Annotated in this window: 18 protein-coding genes and 1 pseudogene; 10 read left to right on the plus strand and 9 right to left on the minus strand. The window is 54.3% G+C overall.

Going from position 1 to position 20,576, the window contains the following annotated elements:
• The first annotated feature begins 10 nt into the window (after positions 1-10).
• From JN403_RS07960 to JN403_RS07990, 7 genes and pseudogenes are all read left to right on the plus strand, one after another.
• Complete coding sequence (locus JN403_RS07960; protein ID WP_205486671.1) at positions 11-634, plus strand: 3'-5' exonuclease; 624 nt, start codon at positions 11-13, stop codon at positions 632-634.
• A gap of 366 nt (positions 635-1,000) precedes the next feature.
• Positions 1,001-1,890, plus strand: a pseudogene (gene yedA, locus JN403_RS07965) (drug/metabolite exporter YedA).
• Positions 1,891-1,959: 69 nt separating this feature from the next.
• Positions 1,960-3,297: a DEAD/DEAH box helicase gene (locus tag JN403_RS07970; protein ID WP_122536923.1), complete on the plus strand. Its 1,338-nt coding sequence runs from the start codon at positions 1,960-1,962 to the stop codon at positions 3,295-3,297.
• 194 nt (positions 3,298-3,491) lie between these two features.
• A complete protein-coding gene (gene rfbB, locus JN403_RS07975; RefSeq protein ID WP_122536924.1) occupies positions 3,492-4,568 on the plus strand; it encodes a dTDP-glucose 4,6-dehydratase in 1,077 nt (358 codons plus the stop codon).
• On the plus strand, positions 4,565-5,470 hold the full coding sequence (gene rfbD, locus JN403_RS07980) for a dTDP-4-dehydrorhamnose reductase (protein WP_205486672.1): 906 nt from the start codon (positions 4,565-4,567) through the stop codon (positions 5,468-5,470). Before rfbB ends, rfbD begins: the two co-directional genes overlap by 4 nt.
• Complete coding sequence (gene rfbA, locus JN403_RS07985) at positions 5,467-6,357, plus strand: glucose-1-phosphate thymidylyltransferase RfbA (protein ID WP_205486673.1); 891 nt, start codon at positions 5,467-5,469, stop codon at positions 6,355-6,357. The genes rfbD and rfbA overlap by 4 nt, the downstream gene beginning before the upstream one ends.
• A gap of 31 nt (positions 6,358-6,388) precedes the next feature.
• On the plus strand, positions 6,389-7,297 hold the full coding sequence (locus JN403_RS07990; RefSeq protein ID WP_205486674.1) for a glycosyltransferase family 2 protein: 909 nt from the start codon (positions 6,389-6,391) through the stop codon (positions 7,295-7,297).
• A 1,689-nt stretch (positions 7,298-8,986) separates the two neighbouring features.
• On the opposite strand, the gene JN403_RS08005 is transcribed toward JN403_RS07990, so the two are convergent.
• Complete coding sequence (locus JN403_RS08005; protein WP_205486677.1) at positions 8,987-10,090, minus strand: acyltransferase; 1,104 nt, start codon at positions 10,088-10,090, stop codon at positions 8,987-8,989.
• A gap of 492 nt (positions 10,091-10,582) precedes the next feature.
• Between JN403_RS08005 and JN403_RS08010 the strand changes: the two genes are divergently transcribed.
• Together JN403_RS08010 and JN403_RS08015 are read left to right on the plus strand one after the other, a co-directional pair.
• Positions 10,583-11,578: a glycosyltransferase family 2 protein gene (locus JN403_RS08010; protein ID WP_205486678.1), complete on the plus strand. Its 996-nt coding sequence runs from the start codon at positions 10,583-10,585 to the stop codon at positions 11,576-11,578.
• Positions 11,575-11,913 carry a 4-amino-4-deoxy-L-arabinose-phospho-UDP flippase gene (locus tag JN403_RS08015; protein ID WP_122536931.1) on the plus strand — a complete coding sequence of 113 codons (339 nt, stop codon included), beginning with the start codon at positions 11,575-11,577 and terminating at the stop codon, positions 11,911-11,913. The genes JN403_RS08010 and JN403_RS08015 overlap by 4 nt, the downstream gene beginning before the upstream one ends.
• Positions 11,914-12,071: 158 nt before the next feature.
• Here JN403_RS08015 and JN403_RS08020 read toward each other — a convergent pair whose 3' ends face one another.
• From JN403_RS08020 to JN403_RS08045, 7 genes are all read right to left on the minus strand, one after another.
• Entirely contained in the window at positions 12,072-12,713 is a 642-nt protein-coding gene (locus JN403_RS08020; protein WP_205486679.1) for a hypothetical protein, read from the minus strand.
• 32 nt (positions 12,714-12,745) lie between these two features.
• Positions 12,746-13,339 (minus strand): hypothetical protein, encoded by a 594-nt coding sequence (locus tag JN403_RS08025; protein WP_205486680.1) that lies wholly within the window; start codon positions 13,337-13,339, stop codon positions 12,746-12,748.
• A 164-nt stretch (positions 13,340-13,503) separates the two neighbouring features.
• Positions 13,504-14,349, minus strand: coding sequence for a hypothetical protein (locus tag JN403_RS08030; protein WP_240356860.1), 846 nt, complete (start codon positions 14,347-14,349; stop codon positions 13,504-13,506).
• A gap of 8 nt (positions 14,350-14,357) precedes the next feature.
• Positions 14,358-14,771 carry a hypothetical protein gene (locus JN403_RS25370; protein WP_240356862.1) on the minus strand — a complete coding sequence of 138 codons (414 nt, stop codon included), beginning with the start codon at positions 14,769-14,771 and terminating at the stop codon, positions 14,358-14,360.
• Positions 14,768-15,799: a glycosyltransferase gene (locus tag JN403_RS08035; RefSeq protein WP_205486681.1), complete on the minus strand. Its 1,032-nt coding sequence runs from the start codon at positions 15,797-15,799 to the stop codon at positions 14,768-14,770. Before JN403_RS08035 ends, JN403_RS25370 begins: the two co-directional genes overlap by 4 nt.
• Before the next feature lie 607 nt (positions 15,800-16,406).
• Positions 16,407-16,760 carry a hypothetical protein gene (locus JN403_RS08040; protein WP_205486682.1) on the minus strand — a complete coding sequence of 118 codons (354 nt, stop codon included), beginning with the start codon at positions 16,758-16,760 and terminating at the stop codon, positions 16,407-16,409.
• Positions 16,760-17,662 (minus strand): hypothetical protein, encoded by a 903-nt coding sequence (locus JN403_RS08045; protein ID WP_205486683.1) that lies wholly within the window; start codon positions 17,660-17,662, stop codon positions 16,760-16,762. Before JN403_RS08045 ends, JN403_RS08040 begins: the two co-directional genes overlap by 1 nt.
• A 961-nt stretch (positions 17,663-18,623) precedes the next feature.
• On the opposite strand from JN403_RS08045, the gene cysC reads away from it, so the two are divergent.
• Positions 18,624-19,217, plus strand: coding sequence for an adenylyl-sulfate kinase (cysC, locus tag JN403_RS08050; RefSeq protein ID WP_205487270.1), 594 nt, complete (start codon positions 18,624-18,626; stop codon positions 19,215-19,217).
• Between the two features lie 248 nt (positions 19,218-19,465).
• Here the strand turns inward: cysC and JN403_RS08055 are convergent, their stop codons facing one another.
• Complete coding sequence (locus tag JN403_RS08055) at positions 19,466-20,569, minus strand: hypothetical protein (protein ID WP_205486684.1); 1,104 nt, start codon at positions 20,567-20,569, stop codon at positions 19,466-19,468.
• Between the last annotated feature and the right edge of the window lie 7 nt (positions 20,570-20,576).

The raw sequence follows: 20,576 nt of genomic DNA on the forward strand, positions 1-20,576 counted from the left end.
AGGCCACTCCATGCAAGAACGTATCGCCGTCATCGACTTCGAAACCACTGGCATTTCCCCCAGCAGCTACTGCCGCGCCACGGAAATCGCTGTGGTGATCGTGGAGCAGGGCGTTATCGTCGAGCGCTATCAAAGCCTGATGAACGCCGGCGTGCGCATCCCGTCTTTCATCGAGTCCCTGACCGGCATCAGCAACAGCATGCTGCGCACTGCGCCGCCGGCTGAACGGGTCATGAATGAAGTCGCCGAGTTCGTCGGCCTGACACCCCTGGTAGCGCATAACGCCTCGTTCGACCAGAAGTTCTGGGACTTTGAGCTGTCGCGCATCAAGCGCAATCGCGTGCAAAGCTTCGCCTGCTCCATGCTGCTCGCGCGACGTCTGCTGCCACACGCGCCAAACCACAAACTCGGCACCCTCACCAGTTGGGCCGGCTTGCCCCACACCGGCAAGGCTCACCGGGCCATGGCCGATGCCGAAATGGCCGCCAACCTCACGCTGCACTTGGGCCATCAACTGCGCGACACCCACGGCCTCGCCGGCGTTTCCCACCAGTTGCTGTGCAGCCTGCAAAAAGTCCCGGCGAAGAAAATTGCGGATGCGATCAGCAAGCACCGGGGGCTCGCCGCTCAGTAGGACCGGCTTCAGTCGGGAAGAGGCCAGCGCGTTCGACATCAAATTTGCAGCGCGGCAACCAACGTCTTCCCGGCTAAAGCCAGTCTTACTGGATGAACGCGTGCCCTTAGTGGGACCGGCTTCAGCCGGGAAGAGGCCAGCGTGCTCGACATCAAATTTGCAGCGTGACAACCGACGCCTTCCCGGCTAAAGCCAGTCCCACGGGTGTACGCGTTCATCAGGACTGGCTTCAGCCAGCCGCACTCAACCCCCGCTTCAGCCCGCGAGAAAGTGTACGGGTCGAATAAACCTCATTTGTAACTGACGCCAGCGGCCCTGACATTTCTAGAATCAGTCCCACAATAAACGACTGTACTAGAGCCTTTCATGCCTGCCGCCCGCCGTTTTCCCCTGCTGCTCATCGGGGCCTTTTTCGCGCTTTATGTGATCTGGGGCTCAACCTATCTCGCCATCCGCATCGGTATTGAAACCTGGCCTCCACTGATGATGGCCGGCGTGCGCTTTACCATTGCCGGCTCCATCCTGTTCGCCTTCATGCGCTTTCGTGGCGCGCCGATGCCGACCTGGAAGCAGTGGAAATCCGCAGGGATGATCGGCTTTCTGCTGCTCGCCTGCGGCAACGGCGGCGTGACCCTGGCGGAACATGCAGGCGTTGCCTCCGGCGTCGCGGCACTGGCGGTGGCCTCAGTGCCGCTGTTCACCTTGTTGTTCGGCTTGTTCTGGGGCCATCGCAATACCGGTCTGGAATGGGCCGGCATCCTGTTCGGTCTCGTCGGCATTTCCTTGCTCAACCTTGGCTCGAACCTGCAGGCCAGCCCCTGGGCGCCGCGCTGGTGATCTTCGCCGCCGCGACCTGGGCGTTCGGTTCGGTGTGGAGCCGCTACCTGCCATTGCCCGCCGGGCCGATGGCCAGCGCATGCGAAATGCTGGTGGCCGGCGCGGTGCTGCTGCTCGGCAGTTTCGTGAGCGGCGAGCGCATGACCCAGTCTCCCGGCCTGTCCGGCTGGCTGGTCATGGCCTATCTGGTGGTGTTCGGCTCCATCGTCGCGTTCAGCTCCTACATGTACCTGCTGAAGAACGTGCGACCTGCCGCCGCGACCAGCTATTGCTACGTCAACCCGGCGGTGGCGGTGTTGCTGGGCGTGTTGTTCGCCGGCGAACACATCGGCTGGGCGGAAGGTGCGGCGATGGCGGTAATCATCAGCGCCGTCGTGCTCATCGGCCTGCCGCAGTGGCGCAAGCAGAAACCGGTGTAGAAAGGGTAAACTGCGCGCCATTGTCTTCTACAGACTCTTGTGCGCTGACCTTTTTCCAACGGTACTGAAATGACATTCGCCTCCCTCGGCCTGATCGAACCCCTGCTGCGTGCCCTCGAAACACTGGGCTACCAGACTCCCACCCCCGTTCAGGCCCAGGCGATTCCGCCCGTGCTCGAAGGCCGCGACCTCATGGCCGCCGCCCAGACCGGCACCGGCAAGACCGCAGGTTTCGCGCTGCCACTGCTGCAACGCCTGACCATGGAAGGCCCGAAGGTCGCTGCCAATTCCGTGCGTGCGCTGGTGCTGGTGCCGACCCGTGAACTGGCCGAACAGGTTCACGAAGCCATCGCGCAATACGCCGAGCACCTGCCGCTGACCACTTACGCGGCCTACGGCGGCGTCAGCATCAACCCGCAAATGATGAAACTGCGCCGGGGCGTTGATGTGCTGGTCGCCACTCCCGGCCGGCTGCTCGACCTGTATCGCCAGAACGCGGTGAAGTTCTCGCAACTGCAGACCCTCATCCTCGACGAAGCCGATCGCATGCTCGATCTCGGCTTCTCCGAAGAGCTGCGCGACATCTACGCCGCGCTGCCGAAGCGCCGCCAGACGCTGCTGTTTTCCGCGACCTTCTCCGATGCGATTCGCGCACTGGCCGGGCAGATGCTCGATAACCCGCTGACCATCGAAGTCAGCCCGCGTAACGTGGCGGCGTCGTCGGTCAAGCAGTGGATCGTCACCGTCGACAAGAAGCGCAAGAGCGAGCTGTTCATTCATCTGCTCAAGAAGCATCGCTGGGGTCAGGTGCTGGTGTTCGCGAAAACCCGCGTCGGTGTCGACCAGTTGGTCGAGCGCCTGCAAGGCTTGAGTCTCAACGCAGACGGCATTCACGGCGACAAACCCCAGGCCACTCGCCAGCGCGCGCTGGATCGCTTCAAGAGCGGCGACGTGCAGATCCTTGTTGCGACCGATGTGGCGGCTCGCGGCCTGGACATCGACGACCTCCCGACCGTGGTCAACCTCGACCTGCCGATCGTTGCCGAAGATTACATCCACCGCATTGGCCGCACCGGTCGCGCCGGCCAGACCGGGGAAGCGATTTCCCTGGTGTGCGCCGACGAAGTCGACCTGCTCAGCGCCATCGAAATGCTCACCCGCCAGACCCTGCAACGCCGCGAAGAACCGGATTTCATCCCGGAACACCGCGTGCCGGCCACCGACGCGACCGGGCAGATTCTTAAGAAACCAAAAAAGCCAAAGAAACCCAAAACCAGCGGCGGAGGTGGAAAACGCAATCTGGGCAAATGGGTCGATAGCGGCGAAGCAGCGGCAGACGTGCCGACGGTCAAGCCAGTGCGGAAGGTGCCGGTGTTTAATACCGGGCCGCGTAAGCGCAAGCCTTAAGGCGCCTTGAACACCCTGTAGTAATAATGGACGTTGCCGTTAAAATGCGGTCTGTTCATTTCGTTGATCGTCGGCACCTGTGTTCGGACGTATCCGACAGTTGATTCGCACAAGAGGCTGACCATTTCTGGCACCCTCGCTTCCATGGACCCGGCAGCGCGCAAAGTTGCCAACAATCAGGGTATGAATTTCGCGTGAAGATCTTAGTTACTGGCGGCGCAGGCTTTATCGGCTCAGCAGTCGTACGGCACATCATTGCCAACACCACCGATTCGGTCGTCAACGTCGACAAGCTGACTTACGCGGGTAACCTCGAGTCACTGCAAACAGTTGACCAGAACGGGCGCTATGCCTTCGAACACGTCGACATCTGCAACCGTGAAGACCTTGATCGTGTGTTCCGCGAACATCAGCCGGATGCCGTGATGCACCTGGCGGCCGAGTCCCATGTTGACCGCTCTATCAGCGGGCCGTCCGAGTTCATTCAGACCAACATCATCGGCACTTACGTGTTGCTCGAAGCCGCACGCGGTTATTGGTCAGCGCTGGACGAGAGCCGTAAATCTGCTTTCCGCTTTCACCACATTTCAACTGACGAAGTGTACGGCGATCTCCATGGGCCGGAAGATCTCTTCACCGAAACCACCCCGTATCAGCCAAGCTCGCCCTACTCAGCGAGCAAGGCGAGCTCCGACCACCTCGTCCGCGCTTGGGCGCGCACCTATGGCCTGCCGACGCTGGTGACCAACTGCTCGAACAACTACGGGCCGTTTCACTTCCCCGAGAAGCTGATCCCCTTGGTCATTCTCAACGCGCTGGAAGGCAAGCCGCTACCGATCTACGGCAAAGGCGACCAGATCCGGGACTGGCTGTTTGTCGAAGACCACGCCCGTGCGCTCTACAAAGTCGTTACGGAAGGCGAAGTGGGCGAGACCTACAACATCGGCGGTCACAACGAGAAACAGAACATCGAAGTCGTGCGCACCGTTTGTGCATTGCTCGACGAATTGCGTCCTGATTCAGCGTTCCGTCCCCACGTTGAGCTGCTGACCTATGTTCAGGACCGTCCGGGCCACGATCTGCGCTATGCGATCGACGCCAGCAAAATTCAGCGTGAGCTAGGCTGGGTTCCCGAAGAAACCTTCGAATCCGGCATCCGCAAGACCGTGCAGTGGTACCTCGATAATCCTGAGTGGGTTTCGCACGTTAAAAGCGGCAGCTATCAACAGTGGATCGACAAGAATTACGCAGAGCGCGAAGACAAAGAATGAAAATCCTCCTGCTCGGTAAAAACGGCCAGGTCGGCTGGGAGCTGCAACGCGCCTTGAGTGTGTTGGGCGAAGTGATTGCACTTGATCGCCATCCGGCCTCCACTCCCTACGGCACGCTGGTAGGCGATTTATCTGACCTCGCCGGTCTGCGCGAAGCCATCCGTAGCGTGTCGCCGCAGGTCATCGTCAATGCTGCTGCTTACACCGCAGTGGATAAAGCCGAAAGCGAGCGCGAACTGGCACACACCATCAACGCGTTGGCGAGCCAGGCGATGGCCGAAGAAGCCAAGCGTCTCGACGCGCTGCTGGTGCACTACTCGACCGACTACGTGTTCGACGGCAGTGGCATGAAGCCGTGGAAAGAGACGAACGCCGTCGCGCCGGTCAATTACTACGGCGCCACCAAGCTGGAAGGCGAGCAGTTGATTGTCGCTTCGGGCTGCAAGCACCTGATATTCCGCACCAGCTGGGTGTATGCGGCGCGTGGCAACAATTTCGCGAAAACCATGCTGCGCCTGGCCAAAGACCGCGCCTCGTTAAACGTGATCGCCGATCAGATCGGGGTGCCGACTGGCGCTGATCTGCTGGCGGACGTGGCGGTGGCCGCGCTTCAGAAAGCGCTGGTCAACCCTGAGCTGTGCGGCATTTACCACCTCGCTCCTGCCGGCGAGACCTCTTGGCACGCCTACGCAAGCTATGTCATCGACTTCGCGCGCGCTCATGGCGAGGTACTGGCGGTCGATACGATCAGCCCGATCGCAACCACCGAATACCCCACACCCGCTAGTCGTCCGTTGAATTCGCGCCTTGCGACGGACAAGCTACGCGAGACCTTTTCTCTACACTTGCCGGATTGGCAAAGTGGCGTAACCCGCATGCTTATGGAAGCTCTGAACAAATGAACACGACCAATCGTAAAGGAATCATTCTGGCCGGCGGTTCGGGCACTCGCCTGCACCCGCTGACACTGGGCGTTTCCAAGCAGATGCTTCCGATCTACGACAAGCCCATGATTTTCTACCCGTTGTCGGTGCTCATGCTGGCCGGAATGCGCGAAATCCTGATCATTTCGACGCCCGACGATTTGCCGAGCTTCCGCAAGTTGCTCGGCGATGGCAGTCAATACGGCATCGAACTGACCTACGCCGAACAGCCTAGCCCGGATGGCCTCGCCCAAGCCTTTATCATTGGCGAAGAGTTCATCGGCAAAGACCCTTGCTGCCTGATCCTGGGCGACAACATCTTTTACGGCCAACATTTCTCGGACAACCTGCGCGCCGCCGGCGAGCAGACCGAAGGCGCGACCGTGTTCGGCTACCACGTCAACGATCCGGAGCGTTTTGGGGTGGTTGAGTTCGACAAGGACGGCCGCGCACTGAGCATTGAAGAAAAGCCAGCAGCGCCGAAATCAAGCTATGCGGTGACCGGTCTGTATTTCTACGACAACCAGGTTGTCGAGATCGCGAAAAACATCAAGCCGTCCGAGCGGGGCGAGCTTGAAATTACCGACGTCAATCGTGTCTACCTTGAGCAGAAGAGCCTGACTGTACAAATGCTGGGTCGCGGCTTCGCCTGGTTGGACACTGGTACCCACGAATCGCTGCTGGAAGCCAGCCACTTCGTCCACACCATCGAACAGCGCCAAGGCTGGAAAGTCGCATGCCTCGAAGAGATCGGTTACACCAACGGCTGGATCACCAAAGAGCAGGTCGCTTCCCAAGCTGAAAAGCTGAAGAAAACCGGGTACGGACAGTACTTGCAAAAGATGCTTGACCACGGCAACGCGTGATAGACCTTTGAACGAATAGGCTGCCAACAGCATGTCTTTTGAGTTACCCGAAGTCGCTGTGCTGTTGGCTGCCTATAACGGCATGTCGTGGATAGAGGAGCAGATTGCCTCTATCCTCGCGCAGACCAATGTGCACGTCAGCATCTACATCAGCGTCGACCCGTCGACCGATGGTACCGAAGGCTGGTGCGCCGAGTACGCGGCGACTCACCCTAACGTAACTTTGCTCCCTTCTGCAGGCCCATTCAAGGGCGCCGCACGCAACTTCTTCCGCCTGATACGCGATGTCGATTTCAGTGAGTTCGACTTTGTATCCTTCTCCGACCAAGACGATATCTGGTATCCCGACAAGCTTGAGCGTGCGGTTGCAAAACTGCGTTCGGACGATGTTGACGGTTACTCCAGTAACGTCGTCGCCTTCTGGCCCGATGGCCGCCGAATGCTTGTCGACAAAGCCCAGCCTCAGGTGCAATGGGATCACCTCTTCGAAGCAGCGGGGCCGGGATGCACGTATGTGCTCAAGCCAGCGCTAGCAGCGGGGTTCAAGAAGCTGATCGTGGATGAGTGGGAGAGGGTGCAGGACGTCGCGTTGCATGACTGGTTTTGTTATGCGTACGCGCGCAGTCATGGGTTTACGTGGTTTATCGATCCAGTGCCTGGGATGGATTATCGGCAGCATGCGGATAATCAAGTTGGGGTGAATGCTGGATTCAGCACAGCAATCGCCCGGGCGAAGAAAGCCCTAAACGGTTGGTGGTTCGCTCAGGTGTCAATAGTTGGATCGCTTCTAGATAGTCACCCCGACGGTGTGCCACATACCAGTTCACGATTATGGCTGGCGTTGACCGCCCGCAAGTGTCGCCGCCGTCGCCGCGACCAGATCGCCTTCACGCTGGTATGTGTCGGATCAATTTTGGCTGGAAATAGATTTAAATCCTGAGGTCCTCATCGGAAGAGAAAACCAGGCATGATGATTGGTGCGCCCGGAATACGAGTCATTTGTTCATATGAGGCCAAGGGACGTGCCGGGTCCAACCGCGGCAGTCGGTACCGAATCTTGTTTTGCCTTTGGTGGAACTTAGCTGCAAATCAGGTAGAGGAATATGTATGAGGCGCGTGGTGATTATCGGCGCGGGATTCAGTGGCACTGTAGCTGCGGTTGAATTCATGAGACATGCTCCCCAAGGAGCAGAATTAATACTGGTAAATCGTTCTGGCAAAATGGCTCGCGGTTTAGCATACGGAACGAGTAGCCCACACCATTTATTAAACGTGCCTGCTGGCAATATGTCCGCATTGCAGGATGATCCAGACTCTTTTTGCGTTTCTGCCGTCGCTTAGACAATGAAACTCACTCCGGCAGTTTCGTCTCTCGTTCGCTATACGGTGTGTATTTGGAGGAGCTCCTGGCCTTTGCTGAGTCGCAAAGCGCAGGTCGTGTCACCTGTCGGCGCGTAGCGGGTAACGTGCTCTCGGTTGAAAAGAAGGGGAGCGAAGTGTTGTTGGAAATGGCTTGCGGAGCAAAAATCCAAGCTGATCATGTCATTCTGGCGTTGGGAAATTTTGCCCCCTCAAATCCACTGGCCGTAAATCCGCAATCATTTTCGCCATTTTATATCGCAGACCCGTGGTTGAATCACTTGGAGCTGGCCCATAAGGACGCTCCAAGGGTCCTGCTCATTGGGACGGGACTGACTGCTGTCGATGTATTATTGTCAATCAAGCGCTCACTGCCCTCCGCGCAAGTTTTTATGGTCTCACGCCGTGGGCTGCACCCGAAGGCCCACAGGGACCAGCTCCCAGCTGATGGCTTTACGACGGATGTTCAGAGTTTAATTCTGAATGCTGAGCCTACTGTTCGAACGTATTTAAGGATCGTACGGGACTGTATAAGTATCTCGTCAGAGCATTGGAGGGAGGTAATTACGGCTCTCAGAAATATCACTCCAGAATTGTGGTCGCGTTTGCCGTTAATCGAGCGTAGGCGTTTCCTGCGACACCTCCAAGTATATTGGGACTCACATCGGCACAGAATTGCGCCCGAACCGTCTCGCATTTTCGAAGCTGGTATACAGGATTCTAGTGTTGAACTCATCGCAGGTAGAGTTACCGCAGTGGAGATCAAAGGGGATATCTGTGAGGTCGACGTGGCGCGGCGTGGCTCTGAGCGCGTTTATCGGGTGGCGGTCAACAAGATAATCAATTGCACTGGACCTTGCACTAGCCTCTCTAGAATAGAAGATGAGTTGATGCGAAGTCTTGTCAGCGCCGATATTATTTCCTCAGATGAGCTTGGGCTGGGGATTAATGTATCACCTGGCTATGAAGTATTGAGCAGTCAGGGCATTGCGACGCCATGGCTTAGTTATGTTGGGCCGATGCTTAAAGCTACATACTGGGAAGCGACAGCCGTACCTGAGTTGCGGGTCCATGCTAAAGCGCTGGTAATTGAAGTTATGCGCAGGTTATCCGCTGCGCCCTAAGAGCAAAGCGACTTCTCAGTCGGCACCTGCTATAGGGCTACTGCCGTCTCTTAAGGAGGCGCCAGGGCCCCAATGCCTGCTTGAATGACAGGCACCAGCTGTAAGCCTTCGGAACTCAAGCGTTGAGCGCGAACTGCCACAAGCGGCTATGGGACTGAGGCTCTATGCCGCGGGGCGTTAAAATACCACTTTTCAAATAGCATGTACGACACATAGGAAGCAAAAAGGGTAAGCACAAGAGTCGTCATAAATGCAAATACGGCACCCCCAAGCGACGCGGGCCATGGAGTTAGCTTGTATAGCACAATGGACGCAATGACCGAATGATACAAATATAGCGAGTAGGACAGCGTGCCCAGCTTTCTCATAGCGGGGAGCATAAGGAACGAGCCAAGGGCAGAGTTTCGCCATACCAGTCTAACAAGCAGTACTGCGGCGCACGCCAGGAATAGGGAATAATAACTTTGGTAGCTAATGACTCCTAAAGCCTTTATGACTCCGCAGCTTAGGTAAGCAATGACCGCAATCGAGAGGGGGATTTTGGATGCGAATGCTTTGAGGGATGATTCAGATAAAATCCCGATGAGTCCCCCCACAAACAGAGCTTCGAACCGGATGAGCGAAGGCGGTATGCAGAACAGAATTGCTAACAAAATTACGAACTTTATGGAGGTTTTAGCTGTATCACCTGGTACCAGTGCCAATATAGGTATTATCACGTAGAAAGCGAATTCGTATCCGAGCGACCAAGATACGTGGTTATAGGGCATCACCCCCAGCGCCGGAAAAGCATTTAAAAAAATCAGGTTGCCCAGGAAGTCCATGATTTTCCACGGCCATCCAAATACTTGCACCACAATTAGGGTGGTGATGAGTAGCGATACGAAAAATGCAGGATAGATGCGCTTAACTCTGGCGAGTACGAAGTCCGAATAAGAGAAATTTGGTTTTTGGATCAGTCTTGTCATCAAAAAGCCGCTGATGATGAAAAAGATATCTACGCCATGGTTGCCGTCCGCTAAATAATATAGCGCCTTAAGCGTTCTTGAGTCGGAGGAGTAGCTAAACTCAAGCGGGTTTATTTTAAAATATTCGAGAACAATTCCGGAGAGGACATGCTCAACGAATACAATGAGCGCAGCATAAAATCTCACTCCTTCTAAGCTGGGGTATGCTAACGGCCTGACAAGCGAGACAGTGCTTTTTTCCATGCTATATGTGGCCTGTTCTGGGTTGTTTTTATTAGCCATGCTGAAGGAAACTAGCCGAAGCTACCTAGTTTTTACGTTTTTTCCCACGACCCCGTATCTGGTAAGTTTTGAAGTGTGATGAGTGTGATTGCTCAAGTCCAGACTTTTGTTAAGCCGTGCCAAGCTGACTTATAGTTGAGCACATCATCCATTGCTAATGGGCACAGTGCCCCAATACCGTGCACGGACAGGTGGCGAGTGAGGGTTTTCAGCCAAGCCTCTTTAGATCTGAAGGTAGTCGCTGCGGCCCTTGATCGGCCCCAGGCATGGGCGCGACGGTTCTACTAGGCCGTTAGGCGCTTGGCACTAGGACTGCCAGTACCGCCCTAAAGTGGGTTACCATGGCTGCTTTTCGAGCGGGCGCTGCTGGCCGACAAAACATCATCGAATCCATTTACGAAAGGGCTGCCACTCGGTGGACCCACCCCTGGCTCTGATCTCCATGTCGATTGTGAGTTCTTGATCGATCAAAGGTATGAAACGGCGAAAACCATGACAATGACAGACTTGAAAATTGCGGTAATCATCCCTTGCTACAAGGTCAAGGCACATATCCTCGGTGTTATCGCCGAGATCGGAAGCGAGGTGACTAAAATCTACGCGGTCGACGACTGTTGTCCAGAGCAATCTGGCAGTTTTGTCGAAGAACACTGCACAGATCCTCGAGTAGTCGTCGTACGCAACGAACAAAATCAGGGAGTGGGCGGTGCCGTTATGGCTGGCTATCAGGCTGCCATCGCCGACGGCATGGACATATTTGTAAAAATTGACGGCGATGGGCAAATGGACCCTCGTTTGCTCCCTGAATTCGTCGCCCCCATCATTCACGGTGAGGCAGACTACACCAAGGGGAACCGGTTCTTCGACCTCGAGGAAATCCGTCAGATGCCCAAGATTCGTCTGTTCGGTAACGCCGCGCTGTCGTTTTTAACTAAGCTTTCTTCGGGCTATTGGGATCTTTTTGACCCGACCAATGGCTATACCGCGATCCATCGAGATGTTGCGCGCCATCTACCTTTCAACAAGATCAGCCGGCGTTATTTTTTTGAAACTGACATGCTTTTCCGTCTGAATACATTGCGAGCAGTTGCCGTAGATATTCCGATGGATGCTAAATACGCAGATGAGGTCAGCAACCTCAAGATATCTAAAATCGTTGGCGAGTTTTTCGTCAAGCATATGCGGAATCTGGCCAAGCGCATTTTCTATAGTTATTATCTGCGTGACATGTCGCTCGCCTCGTTAGAGCTGCCTTTGGGGTTGATTTTGGTGATCGTAGGTTCTTTGTTCGGATTCTCGCATTGGGCGTCGTCCCTGAGTTCAGGTGTACCTACGCCAGCCGGAACAGTGATGCTTTCAGCGCTGCCAATTATCTTGGGTACCCAGTTCATCCTCGCCTTTATCGGACACGATGTTCAGGCGGTACCTAAGCGAGCATTCCATTTGTTGCGCAAAAACAAATCCGTCAACGAGCTGAAAGTAAAATGATTTATTTCGTAGCGCTTATATGCGTCCTTGGTATTGCTGCTGGGCAGATTCTCTTCAAATTGAGCGCCTCTACTCTGCAACGCACTGGAAGCTTCTTTGATATAGCTACCCTTACCACACTGTTTTCGGCTTTTGCGCTGTACGGCATTACAACGATTGCCTGGGTGTGGGTGCTGCAGAAGATCGAGCTTGGGAAAGTTTATCCGCTAATGGCGTTGGCGTTTGTCATCGTGCCAATTGGGAGTCATCTATTCTTCGGCGAAAAATTTCAGCCTCAGTACTTCATTGGTGTCGCAGTCATCATCTTAGGGATCATCATCACAGTTAAGGCCTGATAGACACTAAGGCTTTGGTGGGGCGAGATGCTCAAGAGACTTTATTAAAATTCGCGCCGTTGACATTAAGAATGTCAATCGGCGCGAATTGGTAGCCCCTGCTAAAAACGCTTCATTGGGCCGCTTACAGGAACAGGTCCGTCATCGTTTCCAATAAGTTATTCGTCCCCCATGAGCAATACCATGAAAAGCATCATGACCAGTGGTATTGCACCAAATAGATACCTGAAGTCTGCAGCGATGGCTGTTGGCAGATAAGATGCGTACATCAAAGCGGTAGCCGCAGCGATGAGTGCACTGATAAGTAGTAGCCGACGTGGCAGGCGGGCATAGACACCAATCACCACCGCTAGGGCCAGAGCGCCTAACCAAAAGAAGTGACGGTATATAGGCCAAGTAAAATATTGCACCGCAATATCGTAGATAAGTTGACTCCGCTGATCGCGTCCTTCACCGATACCTACTTGTTTAAGATAGCTCGGGTTTCCTTCCACTCCGATGTGGATAGGAAGCGTGCCCTCCAATCCATATAGACCTATCAGCTTTCCAAAAGCCGACAACCGGTGCTCTGCGTAAGCCCCTGGATTTTGTTTAAGCATCGCCCACCACGCGTCACTCAACTCGCTGTTCGGCAGCCGGCCAACCCAAGCTTGAGTAAACGGGGTACGGTCCAAGGTGTCCACCCGTTCCGGTGTGTAGATCTGGCGGATGGCTGTCAGCTGCTCTGGAGTAATTGGGAATGCGTAATCGCTTGCCTGTCGGTCTGAGTCACTTACCATGCCTGCGAGATCGAAAATCATTAAATTACGAAACCCGACAGAGGTCGCGACCTTCACGGGTGGTTTGATAGCTGCGTCAACTCTTTTTGGAGTACCGTAACGCTTACTAAGAATGCGGCGATGACCCCGGCAATCACGTAAAACTTCTGGTTCCGAGAATGGCTTGGCCACAAAGCTACAATCACCGCCAGCAAGATGCAGGGGACCATAAAGATTCCCTGCTGGCGGGTGATCATTCCCGCTGCCAGAACTGCGATGGCCCCTAGTGCGCAGGCATAGCGTTTGTAAATACCACCTGTACTCGCTGCAAGCGTTAGAGCACATCCTGAAGTGAGAAGTGACGCGAACAGCACATCCTTCCAGACGATGCCTGCGTACAGGAATATGATCGGATTCAGCACAATCACTATTGCAAGGATTATTCGCCAGTAAGGGAGGTGGTCCCGCCCTTGGTCTTGGCCCATATTGCCCACCGAAACGGCAGTCAAGGCAAAGCTGCCGTAAAGCAGAACAGCGTTTATCAGCACCAAAAGCGAAGTTGCAACAGAGCCGCCCCCGAGCCACCTCATCAGCGCCGACATGAAGGGCGGGTTGTAGCTGATAGACTGCCCAATTGAGGCTTCATAGAGCTGAACGCTGGTGTCCATAGAGACCTGTCCGGGAGCCTGCAGCGCGATGCAAGTGCAGGCTGCAACTCCGGCGATAACCGAAATCAATATACCTGCCTGCGACTTCGAGACGACCGGCCATCGATAGCTCTGTTGATCCTCCGACGCTTGGTGGTGTACCGCTGCTGAAGGCACCTCAGGCGTCATTTCGAAACCCGCTTCACGATTCCCGCGACCCCTTCAGTCCGAAGTACTTCCCATGCTCGCTTTGCTAGCTTGACGCCGTGGCGCGGGTCATCAATGGCATTAGCAAAGTGGTCGCGTACTCGGCTTGAGCTGAACACAGCGGCGGTTCCACCCGCTTGATAGCCTGGGGTTAATGCGCTGGTCAAGCGCACCATTTCTGCTGGAGCAGCATTTTTGTCAAACAACAAAGGGAATTCGATACGGCCTTGGGATTCCCACCATCCTTTATAGCCACCTTCCTGAGTCAAGAAAGGGTTCGGGAAAGCCTGCTGTAGATCAAGTCGCTCTCGGTAGATCAACCGTGCCGGCTTCGGAATTACCGTGCCGTCGTCAAATCGCGAAAATGCCCAGACGACTTTGCTCAGCGGGTCTTTGCCCAGCTCGGCGATGGTGCGGGTATACCACTCAATGAGCGCATGTACTGTCTCCTGTCCGCCCGCGTTCTTGCGAGCCATCGTACGATGATCACCGCTATCGAAACCTGTGAAGTGATAGAAGCCCAAAGGTTGCCCATCCACCATCACACTATCTGGTAGCTCGCCCGTAATTTTGCGCGTAGTGGCGTTCCATGGTGCAACGTTCAAGCGCGACGTGCGCATAATGCAAACGCCTTCAAAGAAAGCAGGTGCCAAGTCGATCCAGCGTTGATCGGTGAACAAGCCGTTATGAATTTCGGCGCGGCAGAAGTAATACAGACGATCAGACCACCAGCGGGCGAATTGCTTGCCTACCTCTGTTGGCGCTACGGCCAGGAAACCCAAATTATAAATGCCGTGTTTTAGGCTGGAGATCTCATTGTCCATAATCGCTGCTAGGGACGGTTCTGGCTCAATTTGATGGGGGTGAGGGCGATATTTGAATGGCCCAGAGCCTCAATCACATCGGTCAAAGGCGAAAAGAGAACAGTATCTGGGTCCATGTAAATAACACCCGCGCAGTCCTCGCGGTCCAGCAGCCGAGCTAGCAGAAAAGGCTTGATTGCGGTGGAGAGTTCAACGATTGTGTGACAAAACGCCCATCCTGTTGCGTTTGGAATATCCAGACTGCTCAGTGGGTGAATCTCATCGAAAGGCTCCGCGGACAGATCAAGACCTGCCGGAATTTCATCGGACAAAGCCAAGTGGACGACCCACTCAGGGTGGAATTTTTTGATCGACTCAATCAGCGCGCGAACTTTGGGGATGTAGTTACAAGCGGCGCTCGTGTAAACGTGTATTTTTTTCAAGAGATAACCTTCATTGTTAACGGATGCATGGAGCGATCAAAAGCGATAATTTCTTCAAGTAGCCCTGGTCCATCTTGACGTGCCGAAACGTGTCCTGAAGGTTGGCTACGGACGATGTCAGCCTGAGCACCAAGGTCCAGACAGATCATTGGTAGATTCATTGAGATGATCTCGTGCGCAACAAACGAGAAAGTTTCGGGGCAAATCGATGGCAGCAGGGCAATATTGATTTTGTGCTTCTCGACGATCTTGGGCAGATCATCTTGCTTGTACGGGCCGGTCTGCGTTACTACCTCTGGCGGACACCATGCGTCCACACTGCCAACAACGACAATGCGTACACCGGCGCCCGCAGCGGCGATCGCCTTGGCGAGGTCTGCAACCACCCCTGCTCCCTTGTGATGGGATATGGATCCGATGACACCGATTGTAAGAACGGGCTCTTCCGCGCGGCTGTTTCGTACCGTTCGAAGCGGCGGAACTTCATGGGGAATCAGTGTAGCCCTCGCGGCCACCTCCGGATACGCACGGCCTAAAAGTCGTCTGGTCGAATCGGAAAAACACCGTATCTCGTCCGCAGCGTTGAATAGGTCTCCCCAAACGCCTCGCCAGTTGGTAATTGACCTCTCGCCCGTAAGGGAAACAAAGCCGTCGCCGTGGTAGGGCAGGCATGACTCGCATTGGCTGATCGACGGGACGCCACAATAAACCCCAGTGCTGTCCAGCAAGAAATTTGAAGGGCAGACCAGAAAATAATCGTGCATCGCAACGATCAGCTCAGACTTGTACCTTGCCTTTACATTCAGAACGAGCTGCTGAATGAGCGCGGGATTCGGAAATGACACTGCGCAATTAAAAAACAGCTTCACCGACTTGGCGGGTTTAAGCAGCGCTATAAGCGACTCTAATGGCTGCAATGCCGAGGCGAAGCTGCCGGCCACGTCACGAACTTCTATGAATGGCTCCATTGATGCCACCTTGAAGCTAAGAAGCACAACGGTGTCGCCTGCCTCGACCCACTGCTTCACCAAGCGCTCGCGAAACAGGTTAGCCCCCCTCCCATTGAGTGGTCAATCACGAGACGGCAGTGCTTCCCTTTTAACCGCTGTGAGACACTCGGATCATCAGGCTCGCCCAGGCGAGGGTTGCTCCTGCCGTATCTTATGGCTTTCTGCACTAACTGGGTTAGCTTGCCTTGCCTTACGTACCCCCAAGCGCGCCTCAATAGGTAGCGGCTTTCCGCTACCCCTGCCCTTGGAACGGCTTGGCTGATGGCAGTGTGGAGGTCATTGCGAACCACTCTGCCGTCTGTAAGCTGAAATACCAGATCCGCATTTTCGGGAGGTACCCCACTCCAGCCCGCCATCAACATGAAACCCGACTGGCCAGCTTGGGCATGATGAGGAAAGACAATGGCAACCTCTTCCCTGACTCGGCCAGTTGAAACGTCGACGGATTCAATCCGTCCGTCGGCATATTTAAGTTCCAAGGTGGCATGTGAAATGGTGCCAGCTTTATCAAGCGCCCAGCCGTAGCCGAACAAGCCGTATGGATGAAGTGCGATGTGATCGATTTGGCACATCAACGTATCATGCAGATCGCTCTGGTGCTGATCTTGGGCTGCTACTCCGCTAGTCACTTAGATGTCTCGTCCTTATTTGTGTCGCTGTCCGCCTCGTCAGTAGCGGGTACGACGTAGCCTTTGATGACCGCAGCATGGGTGAACTCTTTCTCCAGCCGTTCTATGGTCGCTTGTCGAGTTAACGCAAGGTTTTCTGCAAACGCTAGCCCATCGCTGGTGAGCTTCAATTGCGGTTCCAATTCTCCTATCCGCTCTAATCTTTCGAACGCAAGCTTTTCAGCATAGGCGAGAGCATCAAGTGTCCGCTTTAATTGCGACTCCTGCGAGGTTAGCTCTGCCAAGCGTTTCAGCGCTAGCTCTTCAGTAACCTGTAGTGCATCGCTAAGTTCGATTAAACGGGAGTCCATTACAGTGAGCTGGCGGTCCGTTGCAAAAAGTTCTGAACAGCTTGCAGCGTTGGTTTGATCTCGACTTCAAACGATCTTTTTATGCTTAGCCATTCCGGACTCTGCAAAGCGATATTAGGAGACATGCCGTTGCTCGCCACAGAGCGCCAAAATGTGTACGCGCTAATGATCAACGGGTGCATTAGCGGTTTCGCGGTGCCCTTACCGTTCGCTAACCCCGGAGAGATGAAATCTGAGGCAAAACTTTCAACCAAGTTTTCGCTGACGGAAATCCCGATCCATTTTGCCAAGCCTCGCATGACCTCGGCAGGAGCATGCAGAAGGTCAGAAAAATCTATTAAATGCGTATCCGAGTGCTCCTGGAGATAATCCAAGCTGCCAAGCAGATGATTGAACCAGAGCCAGCCGGCCCGCTCGACCGCTATCCCATCACGTCTATTCAATGAGAGCGCGACTTCTGCAGGATCGCGTAGCATCAGCAACAGGCTAGGCGTCAGCCCGCGAGACCTGAATGTCTCAGACCAGAAAGCCGAAAGCAGGCACATTCTGGGGTCTTTGAAACCCCAGACGCGAGTATCGCCAAAAACCTCGTCAACCAAGTCGTAGGCTGCAGTCCTTTGGGGCGCCCAGCGCAAGGCAGCGCTATCGGGAAATGGGTAAGCGGAATCCCAGCGGAGCCCGGCCATATCCAACAACCGAGTGTTGAATTCGACGAATTTCTTCTCTTCAAAATAACCTTTCGGGTTCCATTCGTCCCCTCGATAGAGAGAGGTCCCCATCACCACTCCAAGCTGCTGAAGGCCCGCAGCAATTGCACTCGTGCCGCTTCTATGCATGCCCAGCACCAGTACGACTTTGCTGTCCGCTCCGGCATTATCGCTCGTTGTCGAATCGTCTTCCATTTACCAAATCGCTTTCTAAAAAGTCTTTGTGAGATGCCTGAGATCTATCGTTGGAGCCATGATGCCCACTGATTGATGACGGCTGAGGGTGCTCCGCGCGGAAAGCTCCTCCATGTTGCCGCGCTCAACAAAGCGCAGACGTCAGCATTGCGACATCTTGCCATTCCTAGAAAATCGCCTGAGTGATGAGTTTATGCCACGTTTTGCCGCGACGTCCTAGCTATCCGAGTAGCGGCGCGACACAGAACGTACTCCGCCCGCGGCACCTAACCTCCAACCACGCGCGATGGCCGGTGCCTGTTCTCTGTAGCGATGAGCTACTTGAAGTTCTGGCCTTTCCTCGTGCGGCACGATACTGGATAGAGCTTGTTGTTGCCACTTGTCAGAGCGCTCTATGCCCTAATCCGTCGCTGCCGGAGCCAAATCCGGACTGAGTTCGGCACACATCCCGGCGCTTCCTTCTTTACTGCTTACCGGTGGTACCCCATGAAGCCTGAATATTGTGGGCTGTATTTTTCAAGCTTTACACCTGCTAAACGTTTGGGGCGGGTTTGGTCAGCGTGCCGTGGCGCTCGCCCCAGGGCTGATCCGGCCACAGCGCCCACGCCTTGGCATCCGGCGTAGCCAGTGCATCCGACTTCTGTGTATACAAATGTTGCTAGGCTGCATTGCAAATGATTGGTAAATAAAAAGAGTTGACGCTTTTCATCAACCTTCCGGGCAATCGCATACATCTCGTTGTGTTACCGAATGAAGCCCATGCCCCGCCATCCAGGCGATTGTGGTGATTCGATCGCCTCCATCAGCTACGCGAAGGCTCGGCCATCCGCATGGTGATACGAGCAGATGCCTGTGTATGCTAGGATCGGAGTTTGACGGGCTGAAGTTCAGCCCCTTCCACAATGACGCAGCTTTTTCAGCGCACATGTAGGCCACATCGAGCGGACGTTGACGGAGAGAGATTTTGAGTAATACGAGTTTTTATGAGACTGCAGTTAATCAGCAGCTCAGATCTGCGTTGAAAAAGCAGCGTCCAGTTGTAATATGGCTGACTGGGCTTAGCGGGGCTGGTAAATCCACTATTGCGAATGCGTTGGAAACTGAGCTGCTTGCACTTGGCAAACATACCTATCTTCTAGATGGAGATAACGTACGTACCGGATTGTGTGGTGATCTTGGCTTCAGTGATCAGGACCGCAAGGAAAATATCCGTCGCATTGCTCAAGTCGCTAATCTGTTCACGGATGCCGGACTGATAGTCATAGTTGCGTTCATTTCGCCTTTCCGCGACGACAGAAGACTGGCGCGGGAGATCATCGGGTCGGATAAGTTTGTCGAGGTATTCATTGATACGCCCCTCGCTGAATGTGAACGACGGGATCCCAAGGGGCTGTATGTCAAAGCGCGTTCAGGGTTGATCAAGAACTTCACGGGGCTGGACTCTGTGTACGAACCGCCGGTCGCGCCAGATATGAGGATAAATACAGTTGATTATAGCGTCCAGGACGCGGTCAACGATATCTTGCTCGGCTTGGATCGTTACCTCGCCCCTTAGAAAGTATTATTGGTCCGTGTTGTAAGGAGCAATACGGGAGGTACTTACAAAGGCTCTTATAAGCACCTCATGTTGAGGGGTAGGTAGCCGATTCAGAAGAAGCACGGGTACCGAGCGCTACCAACGGGACAGTGTCTTGTATGTCGGGCTGACCAGTCCATAGTGACTTCTTTAATCTGCCTTCAGTTCCAGTTCGGGCATTTCCCTCATCGAATGACGGATGCCTGACTCGATAACTTCGACTACGATCACATCTGGCTTAAATTGTTCAACGAGGTCCTTTCGAAAAAACCGTCCTGTACATGAGCTGTTATGATTGTCTCAAATTGTTCTTTCAGCATTGGCAGTAACTCCGATGCAAACGAGTCTCTGAGTAGTAAAAGCGTTTTACCCGTCTTTGCATCGGTATGGAGTACTTGCGGTGCAACCCAACTATGGTCGTTACTTAGAAAGGTAGTCTTCTTTGGATCATGCGTTATGGCCGTGGCAAAGGTTACCCGATCATGGGCGACAAAGTCATCGATGCCCAGCATCAAAGAAAGGTTTCTGGGTACGCCGCCAATGCCGCCATGCACTGGCTGAAATGCAGTGATCGGCAGTGGCGCTAGCGATGGTAGGTCTTTTGCTATTCTGCTCATTAAAGCTTCATAGCCGATATACGCCCCTAGGCCCGTCCAATGAGTGTCGTATTCGTCATATAGTTTTTGCTGGCTCTTTTGATCAAGAATGGCAGGCCGTGGATCAATCACCTGGTCATACCCGGCGGCTTGAGCAGCGGCAATAATGTCGTCCACTTCAGTTCTAACTCGCTCGCTGGGCATCCACGCAGGTCTGTATTCGGGATAAATATCTTCTTTGATTGGGCCTAACAAAAAATAGAACTTGGCGCCATTGCGTTGTGAATACCTAATGCGCTGGCTCAGACCTTGTACCCAGTTATCAATACCCTCTTTCTCTAACTTCTGGTGCCCGGCCGCAAGCGCAAGATATCCGCCATCATCATAAAATAACCATCCATCTTTTCCAACGATTACTTTGTTCGACCCTGAGTATCCAAGTTTATACCTCAAATAATTTATCCCGGAGATAAGGTACGTGCGCACAGGAAATTGATCTATGACAAATGAGTCGAGCTTGCTTGGTATGGATGACCAATCATCTAAGCTAGTAGGAAAGCGAGGGGCGGTTGATAAAACTCGGTTCTCCGCAATCGTCGGCTTACTGATTTTTAGATACGGAAATAAGTGAACCGCAAGGATTATAGCCGCGAAAGACAGGGTGAGTGGCCACCAGTTTCGTGAGGGGCTAACAACCAAGTTTTTATCTGCAGTCCGAGCAGTGGGTTGGTCCATGATGCAG

It is taken from the genome of Pseudomonas sp. 15A4 (assembly GCF_016925575.1).
In the GTDB taxonomy this organism is placed as follows: Bacteria; Pseudomonadota; Gammaproteobacteria; order Pseudomonadales; family Pseudomonadaceae; genus Aquipseudomonas.